Origin of the sequence: Microcoleus sp. PH2017_35_SFW_U_B (assembly GCF_020737865.1) — a bacterium.
In the GTDB taxonomy this organism is placed as follows: Bacteria; Cyanobacteriota; Cyanobacteriia; order Cyanobacteriales; family Microcoleaceae; genus Microcoleus.
This window is the reverse complement of sequence record NZ_JAEQDE010000121.1, coordinates 21,203-46,294: the sequence shown is the minus strand read 5'-3', so window position 1 is coordinate 46,294 and position 25,092 is coordinate 21,203. Positions and strand designations below refer to the sequence as shown.

The following is a 25,092-nucleotide window of genomic DNA, read 5'->3' as shown; positions in this document are numbered from 1 at the left end:
TTGGGGCGACTCGATACAGAAAAAACTTATCTTTAACCAAGCTTGAATATATTGATCGCTCCTGCTCTTGGTTGGCAATCAATTATTCAGCAAGCCCTAATTAGAAATCACCGATTAGAATCTTCAACCCGCGGAGGCGGGTTTTGTTTGTGTAGACGCGGTTTCAACCGCCGGGTAATTAGAAATCACCGATTGGAATCTTCAACCCGCGGAGGCGGGTTTGGTTTGTGTAGACGCGGTTTCAACCGCCGGGTGGATGGGAAATCATGGGATGATTGGAAACCCATTCCCATTCAGGAATCATTGATTTTTGACGGTGGTGAACAGCCTGATTTCTGATATAGTTGGCTACATTGTCGATCGCATCACGGCTAACCGTAAACGCCCCATAACTACCTTGCCATTTAAAAAACACACCAGGTTTAAGTTCGTGAGTTACTAAATGAGAAGAACTGCCCTTAACTTCCTTGATAATTTCAGCTATTGTCAAAGTTGATGGAAAACCGACTAGCAAATGCACATGATCCTCTATACCACCAACAGCAATTACAGTGCATTTTAAATTATTACATTTTCCAATAATGACCGCATAAATTGCTTCTTGAATATCGGGAGTAATCAAAGGCAATCTATCCCAGGTTGCCCAAACATAGTGTACATACAACTGCGTGAAATTATCTCTCATTTTTCATACAATATATGAAATTTATCTTCAACCCGCATACCAGATGAAAAATCACCGATTGAAATCTTCAACCCGCGGAGGCGGGTTTTGTCTGTGTAGCCGCGGTTTCAACCGCCGGGTGATTGAAAACCACCGGGTCAAATCTTCAACCCGCGCACCATCCGGGTTTTGTCTGTGTAGCCGCGGTTTCAACCGCCGGGTGATTAGAAACCTCCGGGATTGATTGACGGCACAATGAAATCATAATGATTATATTCTAATTGAGGCCCCGGCGATTGGAAATCGCGGCTACACAAACAATGTCCGCCTCCGCGGACTAAGAGGGTATTCGGAGATTAGGAATCTGGCGATTGAGGAATTCGGCGATTAGGCCCCGGCGGTTGAAACCGCGGCTACACAAACAATGTCCGCCTCCGCGGACTAAGATTGAATTAATATCACGTTTCATCCCGGATTCGATTATGCAGGAACCACCGCAAATTAAAAATCCCAGCATTACCCTCTATCCTTTCCACTTGCGGGATGATAGCGATGAAGGCTATGACGCAGTAGCCAAAAATGCTCAATCCCTGTGGGAAAATTTAGCAGATAATGTCGGCACACAATTTAACAGCAACGAACTAAAATCTCTCCGAGAAAAGCTAATTTGTTACAAAGACAAACAGTATTATCCTCAAGGCGAACAGGAAAAACCCAATAATCGCGAACTGCTGATTCCCGATGGCAAAACTCTGGATTTACAACCAATTACTCAGCCAGATAACCAGAAACTTGATGGTTCAATTTATGCCCTGCGAATTCACGATACTTATACCGCAGATTTGACATTTTACTATCGAAATGCGACAATCAAAGTAGCTGACTTAAATCAATTAAATCCCCAAGGTTGTTTGTTACCAAACGCAATTAAACCGTCCCTAGGACAAACTTTATTGTTGTACGCCGCACCAGCAGTTTATGGTACTTACCGCAAGCTAGCTGACGAATCCGTTACAGCTTTTGTTCACAATCAACAGCAAGCATTACCAGAGTTTCGCGCGTCAGGGATATTATTTGGGAGTCCGATTTTTGAGTATAACAGCCGCGAAGATGATGCGTCTAAACGATGTCACATTCTAGTATGGTTACAAGACAATCCCCAAACTTTGCAATTCGCAACCTCAACGTTTAATTCTTATTTGATGAATCTGTTGTGTTCTCGTGCTAAAATTGTATTTGTGTATCGCGAAGCTCGGAAAAGATATCGCAATGCACAGAAAATTGTGGGCGAGTTAGAAAAGAAGCTTCCTAAATTCGGTGAAATTGAAAGGGAAGCAGATAGACAAGTTAAGCTGCGGAAGTTAAAGGAATTGCTGGCTGAAATCCGCACCAAAATGTTTGATTGTACTCAGCAAGTGCGGTATTTGCAAGAAGATAGAAATACCATTGATATTAATGCTGAAAATTATGGTGAGACATTGACAAAAATTAGGAATTTGTCCATCGTCGGTGATAATCTGGATTTTTTGCAGAGGTTTCTAGATTTGGCTGAGGATACATATCAGCGGCAAATTGAAATCGATTTAAACTACCTAATTGCTAGTCAAGATTTGTTCCACCAGTCGATATCCACTGTGCGCGGGATGGTGGAAATAGAACAGGTGGAATCGGACAGGGAACAAATGGAATTATACAGGGACGAGGAAGACAATGAGAAAAAGCGCGATCGCCAACTTGAGAATATCATATTCTTTGTCGGAACTGCGATCGGTGGTGGCCAAATCTTCTCCGCAGCCTATCCTCTCATCAAGAAGGAGACACCGATTCAATGGTTTCCCGATATCTCTCTCCCGCTGCATCCCTTTGCTGCGACAATTCTCTGGAGTCTCGTATTTGGCTTAGTATTTGGCGGGTTAATGCTGGGTATCGTCGCCCCGTTGATTCGGAAAATATTTCGATAGTAGCGCTATAATGATTGATAACTCATAACAAATGACTAATAACTATGGTACAATTAACCGCAAAAGTCTCTGCTAAGGAGTTAGCAAATTTAGCCGTAAGTTTGATTCGGAAAACAGGTTGCGAATACGGTGATGTGCGTTTTTGTAGTTATCGAAGGCAGAGTCTCTACGCGCGCGATCGCTCTTTAAGCAATATCTCCGATAATGTAAGTTCCGGTTTTGGCGTGCGAGTGCTGCTAGACGGCGCTTGGGGCTTTGCCGCCAGTCACAGCAAAACACCCGCAGAGGTTGCCAGAATAGTCGCTTTGGCTGTTGAAATCGCTAAAGGCAGCCGCTTGACTCAAAAGGAACCGGTGCGCTTAGTACCCGTCGAAAAATATGTCGATACTTACATTACTCCGATCGCAATTGACCCATTTTCTGTACCCGTTGCTGACAAAGCCGAACTTTTATTAACCATCAACGAGCGACTGCTAGCCCACGATTCACAAGGCATCAAAAAAGCTTATTCTTTTTTGCAGGCAAACCGCGAAGACAAGGTTTTTGCTTCCACAGAAGGCTCGCTAATCGAACAAACAATCTACCGCAGCTATCCGGGTTTGGGCTGTACCGCAATTGCGGGCGGCGATGCCCAAAGTCGCAGTTACGAACGCCCGCCCCTAAACATCGGTTACGAACACATTAATCCCGATGATTTGCTTAGTCAAATAGACAGAGTTGCAGCCGAAGCGATTGAGAAAGTCGCTGCGCCGAAAGTTCCGGCTGGTATTTGCAAATCCCTGATTCTCAAACCTACAAATTTGTTTCTGACAATCCACGAATCAGTCGGGCATCCCACGGAATTAGACCGAGTTTACGGCTACGAGTCAAATTTTGCTGGCACGAGTTTTGCTACTACTGATAAATTGAATAAGCTGCAATACGCTGCACCTTGGGTGAACTTTAAGTGCGATCGCACTCAACCGGCCGGCCGCGGTACAATGGGTTACGACGATGAGGGCGTAAAATCACAGGATTGGTACGTTGTCAAGGATGGAATTTTAGTTGATTATCTCACTGATAGAGAAACAGCTTATCGCCTCGGACGCGGTAGCAGCAACGGTTCTGCTTGCGCTGACAGTTGGTCGAGTGTACCGATGGTGAGAATTCCGAATTTGGGATTGGAACCAGGCCCGGATGGCGGCAGTCATACTGCTACTTTGGATCAGATGATTGCTGATACGGAAGATGGGATTTTAATTGACGGTATTGGCAGTTTTTCGATTGACCAACAACGGCGCAATTTCCAATTCGGCGGCAATGCTTTCTGGAAGGTGGAAAAGGGTAAAGTTGTCGGAATGTTGAAGGATGTAACTTATCATTCGATGAGCACTGATTTCTGGAATCAAGTAGATGCGATCGGGCCTGCTTCCGAACGTGTTCAGTGCGGTACGAATATGTGCGGAAAAGGTGAACCGATGCAGGTGGCTCAAATGACTCACGCTTGTGTGCCGGTGCGGGTTAGGGATATTCAAATTGGGTAATTGGTAATTGGTAATTGGTAATTGGTAATTGGTAATTGGAAGTAACAAATAACCAATTCAAAATTATCAATCCCCAATTATCAATTTCTAATTCCGAATTCCCCATTACCTATTCCCCATTCCCCATTCCCCATTACCTATTCCCCATTCCATCATGATTTTAACAACATCTTCCGCAATTTTAAGTGAAGACCAAGCCTTATCTTTAGTAGAAAAGGTGGTCAAACAATCGGAAGCAGAGGAAGTATTTGTCAGTCTCTATACTGGCGAAGAATCTCTCTCCAGATTTTCGGAAAATCAAATCAGTCAAAATATCAGCAAGACTGTATTTAGGCTCAACATTACTAGCTATTTCGGCAATAAAAGCGCTTCTGCATCTGTGACAGATTTTGATGAAGATACGATCGCCCAAACGGTCAAACGATCGCAGGAATTAGCCAAAATTGCCCCCGCAGACCCCGAATGGATGCCGCTGTTACCCCCTCAAACCTACGATTTACCACGGCCGGCGTTTGATGAAGCAACGGCCGCTGTATCGCCTCTAGCCCGCGCAGAAATGGTACGACAAGCTTGTGCGATCGCATCTCAGGAAGGCGCTGATGCTTCCGGTACTTTGAGCGCTGAAACTTCGTTGTACGCGATCGCCTCGTCAACCGGACTCCGCGCCTGCAACCAGTCTACAGAGGCGAATTTCGGCTTTACAGCCCGCATCGGAGACGGTTCTAGCTGGACGGAAAGCACGGCTTGGGGTATCAATCAACTACCAGTAGCGGCATTAGCAGCGCAAGTTGTCGATCGCGCGAAAGCATCCCGCAACCCCCGCCCCATCACTCCGGGCGTGTATCCTGTAATCTTTGATGGCGCTGCGTTTGCGGATTTGTTACCGTGGATTATTTGGGGTATGGATGCGCGGGCGGCGGATGAAGGGCGATCGTTTATGTCGATCGCAGATGCAGCCGGGAAACCCGCTGGAAACCGCGCTGGTGAACAACTTTTCAGCCCGTTAGTGCAGGTACAGCGCGATCCGAGTCATCCTTTGTTGCGATCGAATAATTTTTTCGGCGATGGATTGAGTAATAGCTATTTGGAAATCATCAAAAATGGCGTTCCTCAAAGTTTATCTTATTCCCGCTACTGGGCGGCACAAAAAGGCAAAGAATCAAAAGGTGCTTATTACCCGATCGCGATGACAGGTTCCGACCAAAGTTTAGCACATTTGATTGCTCAAACCGAGCGAGGAATTTTAGTTAGTCGGGCATGGTATGTCAACTATGTCAATCCCAAGACATCGGAAGTAACCGGCATGACTCGCGACGGTACTTTCTGGATTGAAAATGGTAAGATTGTTTATCCGATTAAAAATTTCCGTTTCAATCAAGTTTTACCTGATATGTTGCGCGATGTCGATGCAGTTACCGAGGCGAAACGTTACGGCGGTAATGTCGTGCCCGGAGTGCGCGTGAAAGCTTTTAATTTCACCAGTATTACTGACAGTTTGTAACTCCATATTTCCCATAATTTGTAGGGGCGGGTTCACCAACAATAATTGCCCAAAACCCACAATCTCGTAAACCCGCCCCCGCCCAACGACAAATTATAATCTACCTCTTCAATCCGATCGAAAAATGCTGCAACTAGACATCCGTGAAGTCAACAACCAACAAGAATTAGCAGAAATGTTCGATCAGCGGTGGTTGGTTTTGCGATCGCCCCTGGGCATGGAAAGAGGTAGCGAAAGGGACGATCGCGAAAACGGTGCTTGTCATATCATAGCAAAGGGCGATCGTACAATTATCGGATCGGGCAGACTCCGAGAATTATCCCCTGAATTGGGAAGCATCTCTTATATTGCTGTACTTCCTGAATTTCAAAACCAGGGAATCGGCACTAAACTGATGGAAAGACTGATCGCGGAAGCTAAGGAAAAGAATTTCAAAACTGTTAGATTAATGTCTCGCATTAACGCCGTTAAATTTTACAAAAACCTCGGATTTATAGAAAAAGACAATCCCTTTGACTACCTGGGAATCCCGCACATATTCATGGAGTTGAAGACGGCGGTTGAAACCGCGTCTATACAGACAAAACCCGCCTCCGCGGGTTGAACACAACGGTTGAAATTAGGTTATTTTATTTAGTCCGCGGAGGCGGACATCGTTTGTGTAGACGCGGTTTCAACCGCCGTCTTATCTCTACGAAAATCCCGAAAAGGATAAATCACAAACCTTGACTCCTCTTTCTTCGAGTAAAAGTAAGAATATTTTACCAAATATTTGACAAACTCTGACTCTTGCTTAGCGCCGCAGGAACCTTTCAACCTGACTGTTTTAGCTTCATCTTTAACCAACTCAGCCCGATAGATATAAGTGCCATCTACGTTTTCAAAAGTTAATTCAGCCACCAAATCATCATTTTCAGGATTTTTATCTACAATACAGCCTGAGACTTTGTAGTTGAACCAATCCCACCCGTAGCGGATGATGAATTCTCGTTCCAAAACCTGAATTTGGTTCGGCAAAATCCCCCAACCCCGATAAACCTGATTCAAACATTCAATATCGCCCGATCGCGTTAGAATAGATTTGAACGAAATGCGATCGAGATTTCCGTAATATCTGCCGTCACGCAAATCAATCGCAGTCGGCGCCATGCGGTGTCCGCCAAAATGACTAGATTTCCAAACACGAACATCACTCAATTCTAACTCCGAAACCAAAGCCGTTGCTTGGGCATAAAAAGGATTGCCATATCTCGCGCAACATCTATCATGACTCCCGTGAGTGCAAACCAAAATATCTCTACTTGGGTTATTTTCAACTTCGCAATCCGGGACTTCTCCAGCTAAATAGCTTTTGACAATTGCCGCTACTTGCTCAATATTACTCGCGTTAAATTCGTATTTTTCGTAGCCCTCAAAAAGTGCTTGACTTTTGTTATCATAAATCAACACTTTGCGCTGATCGGCACATTTAGTTTGGTCGCTATTTATCAACAAAAATCTAATTTTTTGCTTTGAATGCTCTACTTCCTCCACCAAATCCCTGAGATTCTGGGGCACTTGTTTGGAATCAAAAGCTTCTGATTCCCAAGGCAAACAGCACTCAATCAATATATAGGTTTGGTAATTCGTACCAGTACCAATAATATCCTCTTGAACGCATTTAGAAGCATCAGCGCAAAAAAAAGTGTCCGGCATTTTTTACCTCGTTATGTGTCATAAATTACTCTTTTAACAACCCATTCATTACAGCTAGTACCCTTCTCTAGTTTTAACCAACAAAAATCACTCCGTCAACTACTAACTTAGACAAAAGTGGCACTACATCTATTTCCCAATCATAATCTGGCAACCAATCCATCACATCTTCTCCTGTAAAAAATTCTGTACTGAATAGATTGTCCATAAATTTCTCCGTTACTCCTTTCAGAGATACTTCTTTACCTCCAACAACAACTTTGTATCCACACCCGTCAGGCAATTCGCGAATTCTCACCCGCAGAAACTTGGGAATCCTAAACTTAGTTTGAATCCCGTAGGGAAAAATGTTGAACCCTGCTTGATAAGGGAGAGAGTATTTCGCCACTGGTTTTGCTAAACTGTCAAGGTAGCTGCTGTACTCTTCTCCAAGATTTTTACTGTTTGCGTAGCGGTGCAATTCAGTAATTAAATTATTTACACTTACATCAATGGAATCTGGATTTATTCGCAGCGGTAAACTTTGACGCCACTCTTCTTGTTGTCGCAATTCGCCCACCAACCATTCTAAAACGTCAATTCCAGTTTTGCAGTGAATTCCTAATGTTAAATGCAGCGATGGTTCATCTGAAGCAACTGCATAATGCCAATGTCCGCGCGGTATGTAAAGCACATCTCCTGGGTGCAAAGTGCAGGTTAAATATGGTGGAGTTTCTGGTGGCGAAAATGCGGAGGATTTTTGGTCGATCAGCGGGTATTTAATTGTGTCGGCAAATACATACCACTGCTTAATCCCGTCTGTTTGCAAGATGAAAACTTCGTGGGTATCGTAGTGGGAAGAAAACCCCTGTTTTTCCGGCCAAGAACAATAGGCATTTACTTGGTTTGGATAACCTAAGTCTGCTTTTATTTCTGCTGCAAATTCAGCTATTTCTGGGATGAGTTTGTGAACTTGATTGACGATTAAAGTTGCTCCCGATTGGCACAGTTTTATGAGATTGACGTTTTCGCTGGCGTCGAGAACTTTTCCTGCTACTGCTAAGCGAATGTCGGGATATTTTAATTCGTGAAAGTTGAGCAGGTAGTTGAGTTTTTCCCAGGAAAATAAATGTGCAAAGTCTTTTTTCCCTTCGCTGGGAATGACAACTGCTTTGTTTGTCCAGTTGTTATTTAGAAAATCTTCGAGATTGTATGGTTTGAGTAGATTCGCGATCGATCGCATAAATTCTATTGATAAAACTTCTCAATAAATTTTGAACAATTGAATAATTGAGGACAATGCTTTACGCTTGCCCTCAATTACTCCACATTTCCCGACAGACAACAGTAAAATCTACTACTTGTTGCTTGGGGATGCGAAGTCTAACTGAAAAACCTGCTATTACTCGTTGGTAACATCGCTGCCATCGGCATCAACATTAAGCGCAGAAGAGATATTTTTAGCTGTGGCGTGCTTGGCAATTTCCTTGACTTCTACTTGGATTTTGCTAGCGCGGGACAGTTTGAGAGCAGATCCGTTGATTGCCTTTGACATAATGGTCTCCAATTGTTGTATGACACCCATTTAGCTGAAATTTTCCCTGACTGTGACGTTAGGGCTTGAATTCTCAACTTTGACTAGAAGCCTAACATGAAGTCAATAAAATGTGCAAGTAGTTAAGAATACTTTTCAACAAGCGGGCTGCAAGGGTACTTCAGACCCCTTGCTAACCCAGTTGACAATTAAGCACAAATCCTCTCTAGCTATTGATTCTGGACATTCAGTAGTCGCGGGCTAGCCCGATCGCCCTTACGCACATACTGCTAAACCGGCAATCCACTCTTGACAATAAGTAGTAAAAATATCAGTCTTTTGAAACAGAGGCATCTACCTTAAGGTAGAGTGTTGTTTGTGAGACTTACGATTAAAACGAGCTACTATCTAATTTGGGCGATCGAGAAAAACCCATTCCCAATCCCCAACCACCTATAGCGGTTATCAGAAAGATGAGGTATGTTGTTGGGCTTTAGCCCTCTTAGCTTAAGGGTGATAATAAGCTGTCAGTCATACCTCATCTTTTTGAGAAAGGCTATAGCTATTTCTTCCCTCCTACATCCGTTAACATCCGTTAACATCCGTTACATCCGTTACATCCGTTACATCCCGTACATTGCTCGCTGCCGAACTTCCTTCGTAATCATCAATGAATCAATATTTTGCTACAGTTGCGCGCGGTTTAGAAACCATTGCCGCCCAAGAATTAGAAAGTTTAGGGGCGCAAGATGTCAAGCCCGATTTTACAGGAGTTTACTTCGCGGGCGATCGCGCTTTATTGTACCGCGTCAATCTGTGGTCGAGAACTATTTTTCGAGTGCTAATGCCGATCGCCGAATTCCGGTGTTACGACTCAAATATGCTCTACCGCGAAGTCCAGAAAATTCCTTGGGACGAATACCTAGAGCCTCACAATACATTAGCAGTCAACTGTACCGGTGGCAACGAAAATTTAAATCACACCCACTTTACAGCTTTGCAGGTCAAAAATGCGATCGCCGACCAACAGCGCCTGCAATTTAACAAACGTTCCAATGTTGATGTCGAAAATCCCGACTTACTAATTAACCTTCACATCCATCGAGACCGCGCTATCTTGAGCTTAGACAGTTCCGGCGGCAGTTTGCACAGGCGGGGATATCGCCCCGCAATGGGGCTGGCTCCGCTCAAAGAAACCCTGGCTGCGGCTTTGTTAGAGATGGCAGAATGGACGGCAGATTTACCATTTTTAGACCCGATGTGCGGTTCCGGAACTTTGCCTTTGGAAGCGACTTTAAAGGCCTTGAACATTGCGCCTGGATTGTTTCGCGACAAGTTTGGATTTATGACGTGGCGCGATTTTGACGAACCTTTGTGGGATAAATTGTGGGCTGAAGCTGAAAACAGCGAATTGCCCGAACTTAAAGAAATAATCGCCGGGTGCGATCGCGATTCTGATATGTTAGATCAAGCTCGCACCAACGCCCAGCAAGCAGGTATTTCAGGTAAAATCAAGTTTGCTCGTACCGAGTTATCCGAGTTGGAAGCACCGACAGATAGAGGCGTTCTGATTTGCAATCCTCCCTACGGAGAGCGCCTGGGAGATGCTAGCGAATTGGGAGATTTGTACAAGATGTTGGGCGATATTTTCAAGCAGCGTTTTAAAGGTTGGAATGCGTTTATTTTGACTGGAAATAAGGAGTTGGGTAAACAGGTTGGACTCAGAACATCGAAGCGAATTCCGGTTTTCAATGGCTCGATTCCCTGTACTTTGCTCAAATATGAACTGTATTGAGGAGTTCTAGTAAATATCAACTCTAGCTGACAAAATGACGTATTGATTGGAAAAGATTAGGCAAAATGAAAATCTTTGAAGTAGACAGACACAAGCTCATATTGGGAGATGTGTTAGAAGTCCTTTCTCATGAAATTAAAGACAACTCAGTCGATTTGATTTTTGCCGATCCTCCCTATAATATTGGCAAAGACTTCAATGGTTTTAAAGACAAGTGGGAATCAGAGAGCGATTATTTAGAATGGAGTTATACCTGGTTGAATTTATGTATTGATAAGCTCAAGCACAACGGCAGCTTGTATCTGATGGCTTCAACTCAATGTATGCCTTACTTCGATTTATATTTGCGCGATCGTTTGACAATTCTTTCACGAATAGTGTGGTACTATGACAGTTCGGGAGTCCAAGCAAAAAAATACTACGGTTCTCTGTACGAACCTATTTTATATTGTGTCAAAGACAAACGAAATTATACATTTAATTCCTCCGATATTCTGGTAGAGGCAAAAACCGGCTCAGTCAGAAAACTAATTGATTACCGCAAGTCTACACCATCAGTATATAATTCTCAAAAAGTTCCAGGTAATGTATGGGAGTTTCCGAGAGTCAGATATCGTATGCCTGAGTACGAAGATCACCCTACCCAAAAACCAACATCTTTGTTAGAACGAATTGTCAAAGCAAGTAGTAATGAGGGAGACGTTGTATTAGACGTATTTTCTGGGACTTTTACCACATCATTTGTTGCCAAACAGCTTAAGAGAAAGTCAATCGGAATAGAATTACAAAACAAGTATGTAGAAATAGGATTAAATAGGTTACAAGCTACTTATAATGACAAAAAAGAGCAGCAAACATCGGAAATAAATCCTGGTGAAACTTCACCCACACAGTTAACACTTAACTTACAACTTTGATTCAATGGAACACGAGTTTACTAAAACAATCAAGCAAATTTTAGCAGAAAATTTGGGCGCGTCTGGCGAGCAAATATTTACTGGAAGCGAGCTAATTCAATATTTGAATATCAAAACTAAATCTGCAAATAGAGGCTCAAAATCAAGAGGGAGTTTTGCGAATTTATATGCTATCTATGTTTTAGTTGAAGACTATTTTTTAAGAGGTTTTCATCAAAGCGATATGTATTCAGATTATGCAGGTGCAGTTTATACAAATATTTTTAAGAGACAGCGCGAATTACCGTTTGGACAAAAGCTTCAAAACCATGCTTTGAACCACAGGCTTAATGAAGAATTTAAAAGATATTTTCCTACTTGTGACTTTATCCCAGTTCTGAGAAATCCCAAAACTAACAGGTATTGGTTTAACGAAAATTTATTAAAAGTTAAAATTCAGGAAAATGTACATAACATAGCAGAAACAGTAATTCAAATCATTGATGCCTACGTTGAAGCTAAGAGAGATAGCTTTGAAAAATTTCTTCAACTTTGTAAAGAGGCTCAAGCATTGACCCAGAAGCAAGTAATACAATTTATCAAACAAATAGTTGCACCAACTGTAGATGCTAGAATATTCGAGATAGTCAGCTACAGTATCTTAAAATACTACTATAGTGACATATGTATCTATTGGGGTTATGAGCTTGATAGGCTCCAGCAAGAAAATTTACAACTGTTTAAAACAGGTCGGACAAATGCAAATGATGGCGGAATTGATTTTGTAATGAAGCCTCTAGGACGTTTTTTTCAGGTAACAGAAACTGTAGACATGAATAAATATTTCCTAGACATTGATAAAATTGAAAGGTATCCGATAACATTTGTAGTTAAATCTTCAGATTCCGATATTGAGATTAGACGTAAAATTGAAGCGCAGGCTCGAAAACAGTATTCAATAAATGCGATCGTCTCGCGTTATATGGAATGTATAGAAGAAATAATCAATGTTGCTATTCTGATAGACAGATTTGAAGAAGCTGTTGCCAAAGGGTATTTAAATAATATATTAAATGAAATTATCAAGCAGAGCAAATTGGAATTTAATTATGAGGATGATGAAGAAAATTTAGAAATTGAACTGTTAGACACTTCCCTCGAAGATGAATGATTCAATTTCAACTAATATTGTTTGCAATAAGGACTAAAGTCCTTACTACAAACATCACTAATTACTGAAAATTAATGCTCGATTTTGAGCGAAATAATCTTGTCGCCTTGGCGGATCGCATTCACGACAGACATATCCTCAGTTTTGCCAAAAGTTGTGTGAACTCCATCTAAATGAGACTGGGGAGAATGGCAAATAAAGAATTGGCTCCCACCCGTATCGCGGCCTGCGTGAGCCATCGATAAAGTGCCTGCCAAATGTTTGTTTGAGTTGATTTCACACTTGATTTTGTAGCCGGGCCCGCCTATTCCAGTGCCTTTGGGACAGCCGCCTTGAACCATAAAGTTAGGAATGACTCGGTGAAACAATAGTCCGTCGTAAAAACCTTTTTCCGCCAAGTCAACAAAATTTTTCACTGTATTCGGCGCATCCGCATCGAACAGTTCTAAATTGATTGTACCTTTGTCGGTTTCCATAATAGCGCGGGTCATAATTTCTCCTTGCTTCCTAAAATGAGTGTGCTGTCTGCGTTTTAATTGCGGACTTTGGTTTAATAGCGAAAGGTTTTAAGCTGTCGCTATATTTTGACTTTCAGAAGTGTAGCATACTCCGGCAAATCTCATAGGACTTCGGCAGGCTTTCTGAGCAAACCCGGTTTCGGGCGAGATTTGTGGTTAGCAAAGCCAACATTTTCCCAGAAACAAGGTTTCAGAGGGTAAGTGCTATTTTAATTGTCGATCGCTTTTGGGCGATCGGGTTCTTCCTGCATATCGTTCATATTAAAAATGAAAGGAACCCGACTCGAATTGCTACCCATAACCAATACCTTTGGCATCTGAGCGCCGCCGCTTCTCCAAGCTTCGATCGCCTCTTTTTGCAGAACCAAATCGCCGCCTTGAGCCTTCAGAGTTTCCGCCAAAAGTCTTTGAGCTTCAGCCCTACCTTGAGCGCGGTTAATATCAGCTTGAGCCTGCTGTTCAGCTTCTTGAGCAACATAAACAGCCCTTTGCGCCCGCTGTTCAGCAACCTGTTTCTCCTCAACCGCCTTCGCAAAATCTGTGGAGAATCTAATGTTAACAACGCTAGTATCAAGCACGATTACATCATACTTTGATAACCTTTCCTTAAGTGCACTATCAAAGTCTCGTTTCAGTTCGCTTCTTTGAGTAATAGATTGTTCGGCGGTTCTCAGCGCAGCGGCTGTTTTAAATGCTTCTTGCGTCTGAGGAGCAATAATTTTAGAAACTATATTCTCTAAAGTTCCTTGAGTCCTTCTGACATCTACTACTTTGGCAGGATCGAGGCGAAAATTGATCGCAAAACTAGCATTTAAATCCTGAAGGTCTTTAGTAGCACTCTGGGCGGGAACTTCAAATTTTTGCACTGTGACATCGTAGACATCTACCTTAGATATCAGCGGGGGTCTGAAGTGAAATCCCTCTAACAACGCTCCATCAGTCGCTTTTCCTAAAATGCTAACCACCCCTGCTTCACCTGGATTGATGACAACAAAAGAGTTGAAGCCCAGGAGTAGCGCGACTACTAATAGAATTCCAGCGATCGCTGACGTTACGCTCTGGAAACTTTGACTTTTCAAAATATACGCTCCTTTGTGATACATCTATTATAATGGTAATATACCTATTGTGAAAATCATTGTCCGAAAATTTGATTCAAAAGACTTTTACAATCTAGTCTAATGAATTGGCTGGCCTCTAAAATCTCAAATATAAAATCGGTTATGGAAATTGTCAAATATCCTAGAACTTATCACATCGAAGGTTCGCGTTTCCAGCCGGGAGATGAAGACCTCGACAGCGTGCCTTTTAGCGCTATTGCCGATCGCCCTTTAATTATCGAAGAAAAGGTAGACGGCGCCAATACAGGCATCAGCTTCGCGCCAGACGGGCAAATGCTGCTGCAAAGTCGCGGCCACTATCTCACCGGCGGCCCGCGAGAAAAGCATTTTAACTTATTCAAACAGTGGGCTTTCAGTCTCAGCGGAGTCCTGGGAGAAGTGCTGGGAAATCGTTATATTTTGTACGGCGAATGGCTTTATGCCAAACACACAGTTTTTTATGATTTTCTGCCACACTATTTTATGGAATACGACGTGCTGGACTTGGAAACCAGTCAGTTTTTGAGTACAGAAGCCCGCCGTCAGTTGTTAAGCGGAGTGCCGTTAGTGTCAGTTCCTGTTCTTTTTTCAGGAGTGGTAAAATCGCCCAAGCACATGATGCAGTTTATGGACAAATCTAATTTTATTCAACCGGGACATTTGGAGCGGTTGCGCTTGCAATGCCGGGAATTGGGATTGGATGAAGAGCGCTGTTGGAAGGAGACTGATAATAGTGATGTTATGGAGGGTCTGTATATTAAAGTCGAAGCAGATGGAATTGTCAAGGCGCGTTATAAGTACGTGCGCGCTAGCTTTTTGACTGCGATTAAAAATGCGGAGGGACATTGGTTGAATCGCCCGATTGTACCGAATATTTTGCGTCCGGGTGCTGATTTATTTAATTTTAGCTAAGAGTCGGCGGTTGAAACTGCTACACAAACAATGTCCGCCTCCGCGGACGAAGAAATTGCGTTATTAATAAATAGGTGAAACTATGACTGCTTTATTATCACACTCTGCAACTTGGACTTTTCCCTTTTGTCCAGAACCGCCCGATTGGTTCCTAGATTGGGAAAGCATTTACAATCATTTCGATTGGATTCAAAACTTAGAAGGATGCCAGCAAGATCCGATTTATCACGCTGAAGGTGATGTCTTAATTCATACCAAAATGGTCTGCGAAGCCTTAATATCCTCCCCCAAGTGGCGACAGCTTTCTGCGCCAGAACGTTCAATGGTTTTTGCTGCGGCTTTGCTGCACGATGTCGCAAAACCTGCTTTTACAAAGATAGAAGAAAATGGCAGAATTAGCTCGAAAGGTCACGCCCGTCAAGGTGCGAGGATGGTCAGACAAATTTTAGCTCAATTTGACCCGCCGGTGCAGTTTATCATTCGGGAGACTGTTTGCGCGATCGTCCAATTCGGCAGTTTACCCATCTGGCTGCTAGACAAACCCAACCCGCAGCAGTCTGTAATTAAGGCCAGTCAAGTTGTCCGCTGCGATTTCCTCGCACTTTTAGCAGAAGCAGACGTGCGCGGCCGCGAGTGTAGCGACAGACAAGAAATTCTGGATAAAATACAGCTATTTCGGGAGTTTTGTCAAGAAAATAATTGTTTGGATTCTCCGCGACAATTCGCCTCAGACCACAGCCGATTTATCTACTTCCGCAAAGACAACGGAAACCCCGATTATGAAGCATTTGATGATACTCGATGCGAAGTTGTTTTGATGTCGGGATTACCCGGAAGCGGTAAAGATTATTGGATTAAAGAAAATCTACCCAATTGGCCTGTTATTTCCTTGGATGCGCTGCGAAAAGAGATGAACGTTCATCCCGATCGAACTCCCGGAAATGTCATCGTAGAAGCTAAAAATCGTGCGCGGAAATACATGAAATCGGGACGTTCTTTTGTGTGGAATGCCACCAATACGACTAAACAAATGCGCCAGCAATTAATTAATTTCTTTGCTGGTTATCAAGCGCGTATTCGGATTGTTTACCTGGAAGTTCCCCTACAAGAAGTATTGCGGCGGAATCGATCGCGCACAGCAGCAGTCCCAGAAGCAGCCATTCAACGATTGGCTAATCGCCTCGACATTCCCGATCGCACGGAAGCGCATCAGGTAGAGTGGATTGTAGACTTCTTGCAAAAGTCCTTTTAATCAAATGTTAGTAGGTATAAGTTGGTCGCCTCCCATCCCAATTAGCGGGCGAACTTTCTCAAAAGGCACCTCGTATCCGTAAGCAGCAAACGCCTCTACCCAAGCTTGAGCGTGAGCATCTTTGCTGAGTATGAGAGTGCGATTTTAGATTTTAGAGGCGACCCCACGGATAAATTCGGGGGAAGAGAGGATTTTCGATTTTCGATTTGGGATTGATTCCACGGATAAATCACGTGGCGAGTACCACCTGTGAAATTCGCTTGTCAACATCGAGAATTACTGCTTGCAATTCCATAACTTATTGGCTGTTAGTGATGACAATAATTATTGCAAAAATCTCGTTTGTAGTAAGGACTTAAGTCCTTAAATAATTAACAAATCAGGGACTCAAATCTTTCTTAGGTACGTAGTTGCGCTTCAGCGCTCTTTCATAGATATAAGCAAAGAGCGCTGAAGCGCAACTACGTACCTTTATTAAGGTGACAGTTGCGTCCAAGACTTAATGAGTCAATCGAGGGCTGAAGTCCCTACTACGAACCTTGAGTTTTATAATTTTCCTCTGTCCAGCAGCGCGGCAGGACTTCACCGGAGGGAAAAACCAATTTATTCTTCTCAAAAGTAGTCGGCTCTTGCTCCTCTTCACCTGCTTGACTTTTGCCGCCCACCTCTGTTTTTGTAGGGCTGACTAAAGTCGCGATATCGATGATTTCTATCAAGTCGCCGGATTCTTTTTCTTGTAAAAGCATAGTTTCTCCTTGTGAATTAATGGTGAATTATGGTTTGAGAACAACTTTGATGCACTTGTCTTTTTTGTGTTTGAAAATCTCGTAAGCGTCGGGCGATCGATCCAATTTCATACGGTGCGTAATCACGAAAGTTGGGTCAATTTCGCCTTTTTGAACGCGATCGAGCAAAGGGCGCAAATAGCGGTGAACGTGCGTCTGTCCCATTTTGATGGTCAAGCCGGCGTTGCTTAATCAGGGTATGAAAAAAATCAGTTGAAAATCCCCAAGCTTTGTCGATACTGGTTTCTCTGACTGGCATATTAGCCTTTCATACCGTGAATCAGCAACTCCCTATTTTTGCAAGATGTCTATTATCAACTCGCACGTCATTTGCTCCGTGCCAGCAAAGAGCTTTCATTATTGTGTTCTCCTCTACTTAACTCCCAGATTTTTGATTCTAAATCTTAAATTTACTCCGCAGCTAAATCACTTGGCTGGATGCTTTAATTTTAAGCATATAAGATGTGGCATCTCTCTATCCGAGGTATAATTTATAAATCTATCTTTCGGCTGTTTTAAGTTGTAAAAAAGGTAGAGTTTATCCCAGAGTAAATTGCAATAAATTTAGCATTATTGTTTTAACAGCTAACAGGGATGGCTGAGGTTGTTTTTGGCGATCGCCAGTCGCTGCTCTCTCATATCGTGTCCGCTCGATTAACCGCACGCGCGGTTTGTAGTGCGGACTTCAGTCCGCAGGATAAGAGCGGACTGAAGTCCGCACTACGAACGGCACTACGAACGGCACTACGAACCATATAACTGGGCTCGCATCTTGAGAATCGCGCACCCTGCTGGAGGAGGATTAATCGTCAAAAATTGTATCATTAGCTATAGCTAAAAGCCGAGCTTGCGCTAAAGTTGTTAAAGATCAAAATTTATCGATCGCCTTTTATGCCTTACACTGCATCTACCCCAACAGACCCCAGTCAAGCCAACATCCCCAATGCCGACCACCGCCTATTAGAATTCACTAAGCTGACGCCGATGATGCAGCGGTATGTGGAAGTGAAAGAACAGTATCCCCACGCACTTTTATTGTTTCGAGTCGGAGATTTTTTTGAGTGTTTTTTTCAAGATGCAGTGACGATTTCGCGGGAATTAGAACTTGTTTGCACTAGCAAAGAAAGCGGCAAAGAAATCGGTCGAGTGCCGATGACAGGAGTGCCGCATCACGCCCTCGATCGCTATACTTCTGTGTTAGTAGAAAAAGGCTATGCTGTAGTAGTTTGCGACCAAGTTGAAGATGCCTCGATCGCCGCCCGCGAAGGCCGCCAAGTCAAGCGCGAAATCACCCGCATTCTCACTCCAGGAACTTTGACGGATGATGGAATGCTCAAACCCCGACAAAATAACTTTTTAGCAGCAGTCGTCATCGCTGGGGAACATTGGGGATTGGCTTATACTGATATTTCTACGGGAGAATTCGTCACTACCCAAGCCGACAGTTTAGAACAATTAACATTAGAATTGCTCCGTTTGCAGCCTTCGGAAGTCCTGGTTCCGACTAATGCGCCGGATTTGGTGACGATGTTGAGACCCGGAGAGAAATCCGAGCATTTACCCGATTGTTTGCCGAATTCGTTTTGCTATTCTTTGCGATCGCAAATCCCGTTTACTTTGTCCGAAGCAAAACAGCGAATCCTGCAAAAGTTCAAAGTGCGATCGCTCGAAGGCCTCGGATGCGCGCACCTTTCCCTCGCAGTGCGCGCCGCCGGCGGTTTGCTGCAATATCTCGAAGAAACTCAAAAAGAAAAAGCAGTTGCTTTGCAAAGATTGCACACTTACACACTCACCGATTTTCTGACACTGGACTATCAAACCCGCCGCAATCTCGAAATTACTCAAACAGTCAGAGATGGCGTGTTTCACGGTTCGCTGCTGTGGGCTATAGACAAAACCAGCACCGCCATGGGAGGCCGCGCTTTGCGCCGCTGGGTGCTGCAACCTTTGCTCAGCATTAAAGGTATTTGCGCCCGCCACGATACGATTCAAGAATTAGTAGAAAACAATCCGCTGCGCCAAGATTTGCAGCAGTTGCTGCGCCAAATTTACGACATCGAAAGACTCACGGGGCGCGCGGGTTCTGGAACCGCTAGCGCTCGGGATTTGGTCGCTTTAGCCGATTCTCTCTCAAAATTACCCCAACTGGCGGCGATCGCAACTGAAGGAATCTCGCCCTATTTAAAAGCGCTGCAAAATGTCCCGCCCATTTTAGAAGAGTTAGCAACTCAAATTCACGCTTATTTAGTTGAGGAACCGCCGATTCATTTAAAAGAAGGAGGTTTGATTCGATCGGGCATTAATCCCATGCTTGATAAGATGCGCCACACTGCATCAGCCGATCAAGAATGGATTGCCCGTTTAGAGGCTAACGAACGGCAACGCACCGGAATTTCTAATTTAAAAGTCGGCTACAATAAAGCTTTCGGCTATTACATCAGCATTACCAAATCGAAAGTTGACCAAGTACCGAACGACTACACCCGCAAGCAAACTCTCACCAATGAAGAACGCTACAGCACAGAAGAATTAAAAGAAAGGGAAGTGCGAATTCTGACGGCGCGGGAAGATTTAAATCACTTGGAGTACGATATTTTTGCGAAATTGCGATCGGAGGTAGGAGAACACGCCGAAATTATTCGCAACGTTTCCCGCGCGGTGGCGGCGGCGGATATTTTGTGCGGTTTGGCGGAAGTAGCGGTTTATCAAGATTACTGTCGCCCGATGATGACAGAAAGTCGGGAAATTAAAATTATTGAAGGTTGTCATCCGGTGGTGGAAAAGTCTTTACCGCCGGGATTTTTTGTCCCGAATTCGGCTTTTTTGGGTCGGGAAGCAGCGCTAAGTCGCCCAGATTTAATTATTTTAACTGGGCCGAATGCTAGCGGCAAGAGTTGTTATTTGCGCCAGGTTGGTTTGATCCAGTTAATGGCGCAGATGGGCAGTTTTGTCCCGGCGAAGGCTGCGACTTTGGGAATTTGCGATCGCATTTTTACCCGTGTCGGCGCCGTGGACGATTTAGCAACCGGTCAGTCTACGTTTATGGTAGAAATGAACGAAACTGCCAATATTCTCAATCACGCGACGCCGAAATCATTGGTTTTGTTGGATGAAATTGGTAGGGGAACGGCAACGTTTGACGGGCTTTCGATTGCTTGGTCTGTGGCAGAATATTTAGCCAGCGAGATTCGCGCGCGGACGATTTTTGCGACTCACTATCACGAGTTAAATGAGTTAGCTTCTATTTTGGATAATGTGGCCAATTATCAGGTGACTGTAAAGGAATTGCCGGATCAAATCGTATTTTTGCACGAAGTTCACCCCGGCGGTGCTGATAAGTCCTACGGCATTGAAGCGGGGAGATTGGCTGGTTTACCGCCGTCGGTGATTGACAGGGCGAGACAGGTGATGAAGCAGATTGAGAAACATAGCAAAATTGCGATCGGGCTGCGGAAGGGTGTTAAGAAAGATGGTAAAAAAGAGTCGGAGGGACAACAGTTGGATATATTTGACGATTAAAATTGTCCCCAAAAAAGGTTCGTAGTTCCTACAGATTCAATAAAGGTACGTTGTTGCGCTTCAGCGCTCTTTCTGTATATACATGAAAGAGCGCTAAAGCGCAACAACATACTTCAAATTATTTGCCATTTTGCAACTTTCTTACCTCTTTGTGCACGCTCATCCCAATTTCCAGAGCCTCATTTAGCAACCGGCCGTATTCGCTCGCGCGATCGCTCACATCCAGCGCCATCAAAGCAGCTAAATTACTTTCAATATTAGCAAATAACTCGTAACGGCGACCAATAAATTTCTGATTTTCCCTGATAATTCTCTCTGTTTTCAAAGCACAGACTAAACTTTCTCTAGTAATTTTTAAGGCCTCAATTGCATCTTGTCGATTAATTAAATTGGCTTGTAAATTGCCAGCAGCCGTTAGGCGATCGATAATATCTAAAGCCTTAATCACCTCATGATACTTCTCAACTTCATCCAAGAGACCCGCCAGGGTTGCTAAAGGCTTTGCTTTTACCCATTTATAGACATTCCAAACAACAGTAATCGCCAGGGACAAACCCAAAGTTATTTGTAAAACCCGGACAAATATCTCAGCATCGCTAAAACCAACTTGATTTCTATTGGCCAGCAAAGCAACCGGGAGCGAGACAACAAGCGTCACGCAAAATATCAGCAACTCGTGCAACAAAAGAGCAAACAGATTTTTGCCGTCCCGGAGTGTAGCAGGGCGATAAAAATTCCCTGAAAAACCGTCGCTCAAAGCTATTCCGCTCAAATCTTCCAACTCCTTTTCAGGAATTATCAACTCATCCAAATCCGCTTGTATCACTAGGGCAAATCTCCTTAAATTAGCATTAATTAAAATCCTCCCAGAGACCTAATTGAATCCCACAGACTCATATAAAAATTGCTGTCTCGGCTTCGGAACAGTTGAAAAGCTTGTCCCGGTGCGCCAAAAAACGGTCTCAGCGTCCATCCCAACTGACTGCCCACAAACGCATACAGTCCCAACCAAAACCGCAAAATATTTAGCCTGATGTCTTTTCCTTCCGCATCTTGTTCGGACAGAAAGTGCATTCCTTGATAAATGAAGCTGACCCCCAAAAATCCTGTGATTGCCATGATAGCAACATTTAGCAGCAGATAAAAATTGTAATTGGTACTGCTGATCAGAAAAAATAGGCTGACAGGTGCAAATCCAAACAGCAAAACGCTAATCATCGCCATTGCTGTCATCAACAATGTCAAATACTGTTCAAAAGTTCGTTTTGAACCAAACATGACATTAAAAAAGTACAGTGTAGGAAAGCAGATAATCAGCGTCAGTAAGTAAAGCGCTGGCAGCTTGATTGCTGAAACCAGACATTGCATCCACGTACTAGATGCGCCTAATATCGCTCCGTAAATCCCAAAAAATATGGTACTGGAAATTAACAAACCAAAAATTTTAGATTTGAGCTTAACACCGTCGCGAATTTCTTCGAGAAATTGTTGCCGTTCCCGCAGCAAATACATTACTACTGAAAAATATTTCACGGGTTCTCCTTGTGACTGATGCGACTCCGAATCAGTCATAACTCAAGCTGAGTGCGATCGACAATCTTGCCAACTGGAGGCACTCTATGTTAACCGATTATTCTTCCAGATACGGGACTCAGACAACTCCCATTATCTAGGGTTCCATGCACGCCACACCGCTATTGACTCTCGGCTGGATATTTCTAGTCAAATTGTATTCAAATTCTAGTCAAATTGTGTTCAAAAAGGGCGATCGGGCAGTCACTTGATACTCAGTTTGGTCGTTTTGTCGTCAATTTGTATCCAATTTCTAGTCTTTTTGACGCCCCACCCAGCCAAAAAATCGGCAATAAAAAACCCCAAACCGTTGATTTCTCGTTGGTTTGAGGCTTTTTGTTTAATAAGCGGGTGGCGGGAATCGAACCCGCATAGTTAGCTTGGAAGGCTAAAGTTTTACCACTAAACTACACCCGCATTCACACAGAACCTAAACATACCACAAGCTTCTGAGAATTGCAATAGGCCCGTGCAAAATTTCTCAAGTTCTCCTTGAAAGTGGTTGAATAGGGACTCGTAGCCTCCCAAATCCCCTCTTCCACGCTACTAAAGGCTTTACGGATGGAAATAAGCGTAGATTTGCTGCGCCAGACGCGGGCCAATCCCAGAAACTTCCGCCAACTGTTCGGGAGTTGCTAAACGCAGGTAGTCGATCGACCGAAAATGCGCTAACAATAGTTTTTGTCGGTGGTGTCCCAACCCCGGAATCTCATCTAAGCGCGATCGCTTCATTCTCTGACTTCTTTGATCTCGGTGAAAACTCACAGCAAACCTGTGCGCCTCATCCCGCACCCGCCGCAGTAATTGTACACCCGGTTGCTCAGAATTAGTTGGCAGCGGCAAAGATTCCCCCGGCAAAAAAATCTCTTCTCGCTGCTTCGCCAAACTCACAACTCGCAACTCATCTAGCAAATTCATCTCCCGCAAAACAGCCACAACTGCTGACAGTTGACCTTTGCCGCCGTCTATCATAATCAAATCCGGTTTGTCAGCAATATTAGGAGAAACTGAAGACAAATTACTGACTGCTTCCGCTTCTGCTAACTCGCTAAATTCATCTTGCTTCTTGCTGTTTCCTTCTGCTTCTTTGATCCTAAATCGTCTGCCGATAACTTCTGCTAAACTAGCAAAGTCGTCAGAATGACCGGATTTTATTTCAGGATTTTTAATTTTGTAGTGGCGGTAGTGTTGATTGGCTGGTAAACCGTCGATAAATACGACACGGGAAGCTACCGTATCCGAACCTTGAATGTGAGAAATATCGTAACCTTCTATGCGGTGCGGCATTTCTGGTAAATCGAGAATTTCGGCTAAATCTTGCATTGCTTGAGAATTGCGATCGCTCAATCGTTGCATTCTCGCCAATTCATACTCAGCATTGCGTTCCACCATCTCAATTAACTCCGCCTTAGTTTGGCGCTGCGGAGTCAAAATCGTCACTTTTCGCCCCTTGCGGTTGCTCAACCAATCTGCTAATATTTCGCCTTCTGGTAAGTCGTACTGCACAGAAATTTCGCTGGGAATTTCTACGGCTTCGACATTTTGATAATGTTCCTCCAAAACTCGCTGCAAAATCGCCCCGGCCTCTACTCCCCCAAGCCTTGGGGGGGAGGTAAGAGAAGGTTGAGATAATTCTTCTTCCCAGGAATGTAGGGGCGGTGCCCCCGTGCCCGCCCTGGGTATCTCCGCCATAAAGCCCAGTCTGCCGACTAATTGACCTGCACGAATCTGGAATAATTGAATGCAGGCGTGCTGCGTGTCTGCTGCCAGGGCGATCGCATCCCTGGAAACGGTATCATCTGGTAAAGACACTTTTTGACCCGCGCTCAAAGATTGCAAACCCTTAATTTGGTCGCGAATCCTGGCCGCAGTTTCAAAGTTCAAATCTTCGGCTGCTTGTTCCATTTGTGGTTCCAGAATATCCAGCAATTCCTGAGTCCTTCCCTGGAAAATCATGGCTACCTTTTGGATGATTTTTTGGTAATCTTCCGCAGACATTAACCCTTGACAAACACCGACGCAGCGGCCGATATCGTAGTTCAGACAGGGACGGTCTTTAAATAGCGGTTGAGGGCGCTGTCGCAAGGGGAAAATCCGCTTAATCAAATGCAGCGTACTCCGCAGCGCCCCTGTATCGACGTAGGGGCCGTAGTAGCGGTCTTTCGCACTACCCGCGCGGCGTTTGCGGGTGATGAAAATGCGCGGGTATTTTTCCGACCAAGTTATGCACAAATAAGGATATTTTTTATCATCTTTGAGGAGGACATTAAAGTGAGGTTGGTGCTGTTTTACGAGGTTTGCTTCTAAGGCCAAAGCTTCGGCTTCTGTGTCGGTGGCGATGAATTCGATTTCGCGCACTTGCTGTACCATCATCGCGATGCGGGGACTGAGGTTTTGGCTTTCGCGGAAGTAGGAACGGACTCGGTTTCGGAGTTTTTTGGATTTGCCGATGTACAGGATGCGATCGCTCTCGTCGCGCATTAAGTATACACCAGGAACTGCCGGAATTTCTTTGAGGCGGCTTTCTAGGCGTTCTGCATCTTTAATTAGTGGCAGCGTTTTTGTGGACGGCATATAAATTTGAGATTTTATGACTTATATCTACTATTCTAACGCTGTTATCCAAGTCAAGGGAATGAATCACAAATAACGGTTCGTAGTGAGGACTTTAGTCCTCTGATCTTATGCGGACTGAAGTCCTCACTACGAACCTCA

22 protein-coding genes and 1 tRNA gene are annotated in these 25,092 nt (G+C 43.9%); 10 read left to right on the top strand and 13 right to left on the bottom strand.

From position 1 onward, the window contains the following. Nucleotides 1-241: 241 nt before the first annotated feature. Nucleotides 242-685 (bottom strand): IS200/IS605 family transposase, encoded by a 444-nt coding sequence (gene tnpA / locus JGK36_RS29020; protein ID WP_293186278.1) that lies wholly within the window; start codon nucleotides 683-685, stop codon nucleotides 242-244. Between the two features lie 461 nt (nucleotides 686-1,146). Here tnpA and JGK36_RS29015 point away from each other — a divergent pair, with 461 nt between their 5' ends. Beyond that, a complete protein-coding gene (locus JGK36_RS29015; protein WP_293198833.1) occupies nucleotides 1,147-2,625 on the top strand; it encodes a hypothetical protein in 1,479 nt (492 codons plus the stop codon). A gap of 44 nt (nucleotides 2,626-2,669) precedes the next feature. Beyond that, the gene (locus JGK36_RS29010; RefSeq protein WP_293198831.1) at nucleotides 2,670-4,148 is read left to right on the top strand and encodes a TldD/PmbA family protein; all 1,479 of its coding nucleotides are present in this window, start codon (nucleotides 2,670-2,672) and stop codon (nucleotides 4,146-4,148) included. Here the strand turns inward: JGK36_RS29010 and JGK36_RS29005 are convergent. Beyond that, nucleotides 4,126-4,254, bottom strand: coding sequence for a hypothetical protein (locus JGK36_RS29005; protein ID WP_293192581.1), 129 nt, complete (start codon nucleotides 4,252-4,254; stop codon nucleotides 4,126-4,128). The genes JGK36_RS29010 and JGK36_RS29005 overlap by 23 nt on opposite strands. Before the next feature lie 48 nt (nucleotides 4,255-4,302). Here JGK36_RS29005 and JGK36_RS29000 point away from each other — a divergent pair, with 48 nt between their 5' ends. Together JGK36_RS29000 and JGK36_RS28995 are read left to right on the top strand one after the other, a co-directional pair. After that, nucleotides 4,303-5,649, top strand: coding sequence for a TldD/PmbA family protein (locus JGK36_RS29000; protein WP_293198829.1), 1,347 nt, complete (start codon nucleotides 4,303-4,305; stop codon nucleotides 5,647-5,649). 124 nt (nucleotides 5,650-5,773) lie between these two features. Next, a complete protein-coding gene (locus tag JGK36_RS28995) occupies nucleotides 5,774-6,253 on the top strand; it encodes a GNAT family N-acetyltransferase (protein WP_293186288.1) in 480 nt (159 codons plus the stop codon). 29 nt (nucleotides 6,254-6,282) lie between these two features. Here the strand turns inward: JGK36_RS28995 and JGK36_RS28990 are convergent, their stop codons facing one another. From JGK36_RS28990 to JGK36_RS28980, 3 genes are all read right to left on the bottom strand, one after another. Further along, a complete protein-coding gene (locus tag JGK36_RS28990) occupies nucleotides 6,283-7,344 on the bottom strand; it encodes a sucrase ferredoxin (protein WP_293198827.1) in 1,062 nt (353 codons plus the stop codon). A gap of 73 nt (nucleotides 7,345-7,417) precedes the next feature. Next, a complete protein-coding gene (locus tag JGK36_RS28985; RefSeq protein ID WP_293198825.1) occupies nucleotides 7,418-8,566 on the bottom strand; it encodes a cupin domain-containing protein in 1,149 nt (382 codons plus the stop codon). Nucleotides 8,567-8,725: 159 nt separating this feature from the next. Further along, nucleotides 8,726-8,878, bottom strand: coding sequence for a hypothetical protein (locus JGK36_RS28980; protein ID WP_293186292.1), 153 nt, complete (start codon nucleotides 8,876-8,878; stop codon nucleotides 8,726-8,728). Between the two features lie 649 nt (nucleotides 8,879-9,527). Between JGK36_RS28980 and JGK36_RS28975 the strand changes: the two genes are divergently transcribed. From JGK36_RS28975 to JGK36_RS28965, 3 genes are all read left to right on the top strand, one after another. Further along, on the top strand, nucleotides 9,528-10,652 hold the full coding sequence (locus JGK36_RS28975; protein ID WP_293186293.1) for a THUMP domain-containing protein: 1,125 nt from the start codon (nucleotides 9,528-9,530) through the stop codon (nucleotides 10,650-10,652). A 65-nt stretch (nucleotides 10,653-10,717) separates the two neighbouring features. Further along, on the top strand, nucleotides 10,718-11,569 hold the full coding sequence (gene yhdJ, locus JGK36_RS28970) for an adenine-specific DNA-methyltransferase (protein WP_293186295.1): 852 nt from the start codon (nucleotides 10,718-10,720) through the stop codon (nucleotides 11,567-11,569). Nucleotides 11,570-11,573: 4 nt separating this feature from the next. Then, nucleotides 11,574-12,719: a restriction endonuclease gene (locus JGK36_RS28965; RefSeq protein ID WP_293198823.1), complete on the top strand. Its 1,146-nt coding sequence runs from the start codon at nucleotides 11,574-11,576 to the stop codon at nucleotides 12,717-12,719. A gap of 71 nt (nucleotides 12,720-12,790) precedes the next feature. On the opposite strand, the gene JGK36_RS28960 is transcribed toward JGK36_RS28965, so the two are convergent. Beyond that, a complete protein-coding gene (locus tag JGK36_RS28960; protein ID WP_293198821.1) occupies nucleotides 12,791-13,210 on the bottom strand; it encodes a peptidylprolyl isomerase in 420 nt (139 codons plus the stop codon). Nucleotides 13,211-13,446: 236 nt separating this feature from the next. Continuing rightward, on the bottom strand, nucleotides 13,447-14,316 hold the full coding sequence (locus JGK36_RS28955; protein WP_293198819.1) for a prohibitin family protein: 870 nt from the start codon (nucleotides 14,314-14,316) through the stop codon (nucleotides 13,447-13,449). 144 nt (nucleotides 14,317-14,460) lie between these two features. On the opposite strand from JGK36_RS28955, the gene JGK36_RS28950 reads away from it, so the two are divergent. Continuing rightward, complete coding sequence (locus JGK36_RS28950; protein ID WP_293198817.1) at nucleotides 14,461-15,249, top strand: RNA ligase family protein; 789 nt, start codon at nucleotides 14,461-14,463, stop codon at nucleotides 15,247-15,249. 82 nt (nucleotides 15,250-15,331) lie between these two features. Next, on the top strand, nucleotides 15,332-16,501 hold the full coding sequence (locus JGK36_RS28945) for an AAA family ATPase (RefSeq protein ID WP_293198815.1): 1,170 nt from the start codon (nucleotides 15,332-15,334) through the stop codon (nucleotides 16,499-16,501). A gap of 530 nt (nucleotides 16,502-17,031) precedes the next feature. Here the strand turns inward: JGK36_RS28945 and JGK36_RS28940 are convergent. Both JGK36_RS28940 and JGK36_RS28935 read right to left on the bottom strand, forming a co-directional pair. Further along, the gene (locus JGK36_RS28940) at nucleotides 17,032-17,247 is read right to left on the bottom strand and encodes an acetyltransferase (RefSeq protein ID WP_293186305.1); all 216 of its coding nucleotides are present in this window, start codon (nucleotides 17,245-17,247) and stop codon (nucleotides 17,032-17,034) included. Nucleotides 17,248-17,274: 27 nt separating this feature from the next. Further along, the gene (locus JGK36_RS28935; RefSeq protein WP_363319140.1) at nucleotides 17,275-17,463 is read right to left on the bottom strand and encodes a hypothetical protein; all 189 of its coding nucleotides are present in this window, start codon (nucleotides 17,461-17,463) and stop codon (nucleotides 17,275-17,277) included. A 714-nt stretch (nucleotides 17,464-18,177) separates the two neighbouring features. On the opposite strand from JGK36_RS28935, the gene mutS reads away from it, so the two are divergent. Continuing rightward, nucleotides 18,178-20,805: a DNA mismatch repair protein MutS gene (gene mutS, locus JGK36_RS28930; protein ID WP_293198835.1), complete on the top strand. Its 2,628-nt coding sequence runs from the start codon at nucleotides 18,178-18,180 to the stop codon at nucleotides 20,803-20,805. A gap of 118 nt (nucleotides 20,806-20,923) precedes the next feature. Here the strand turns inward: mutS and JGK36_RS28925 are convergent, their stop codons facing one another. From JGK36_RS28925 to uvrC, 4 genes are all read right to left on the bottom strand, one after another. Continuing rightward, nucleotides 20,924-21,631: a hypothetical protein gene (locus tag JGK36_RS28925; RefSeq protein WP_293198813.1), complete on the bottom strand. Its 708-nt coding sequence runs from the start codon at nucleotides 21,629-21,631 to the stop codon at nucleotides 20,924-20,926. A 29-nt stretch (nucleotides 21,632-21,660) separates the two neighbouring features. Continuing rightward, entirely contained in the window at nucleotides 21,661-22,338 is a 678-nt protein-coding gene (locus JGK36_RS28920; RefSeq protein ID WP_293198811.1) for an actin-binding WH2 domain-containing protein, read from the bottom strand. A gap of 385 nt (nucleotides 22,339-22,723) precedes the next feature. Then, nucleotides 22,724-22,794 (bottom strand) — tRNA-Gly (locus JGK36_RS28915). A 138-nt stretch (nucleotides 22,795-22,932) separates the two neighbouring features. Further along, entirely contained in the window at nucleotides 22,933-24,951 is a 2,019-nt protein-coding gene (gene uvrC, locus JGK36_RS28910) for an excinuclease ABC subunit UvrC (RefSeq protein ID WP_293198809.1), read from the bottom strand. Between the last annotated feature and the right edge of the window lie 141 nt (nucleotides 24,952-25,092).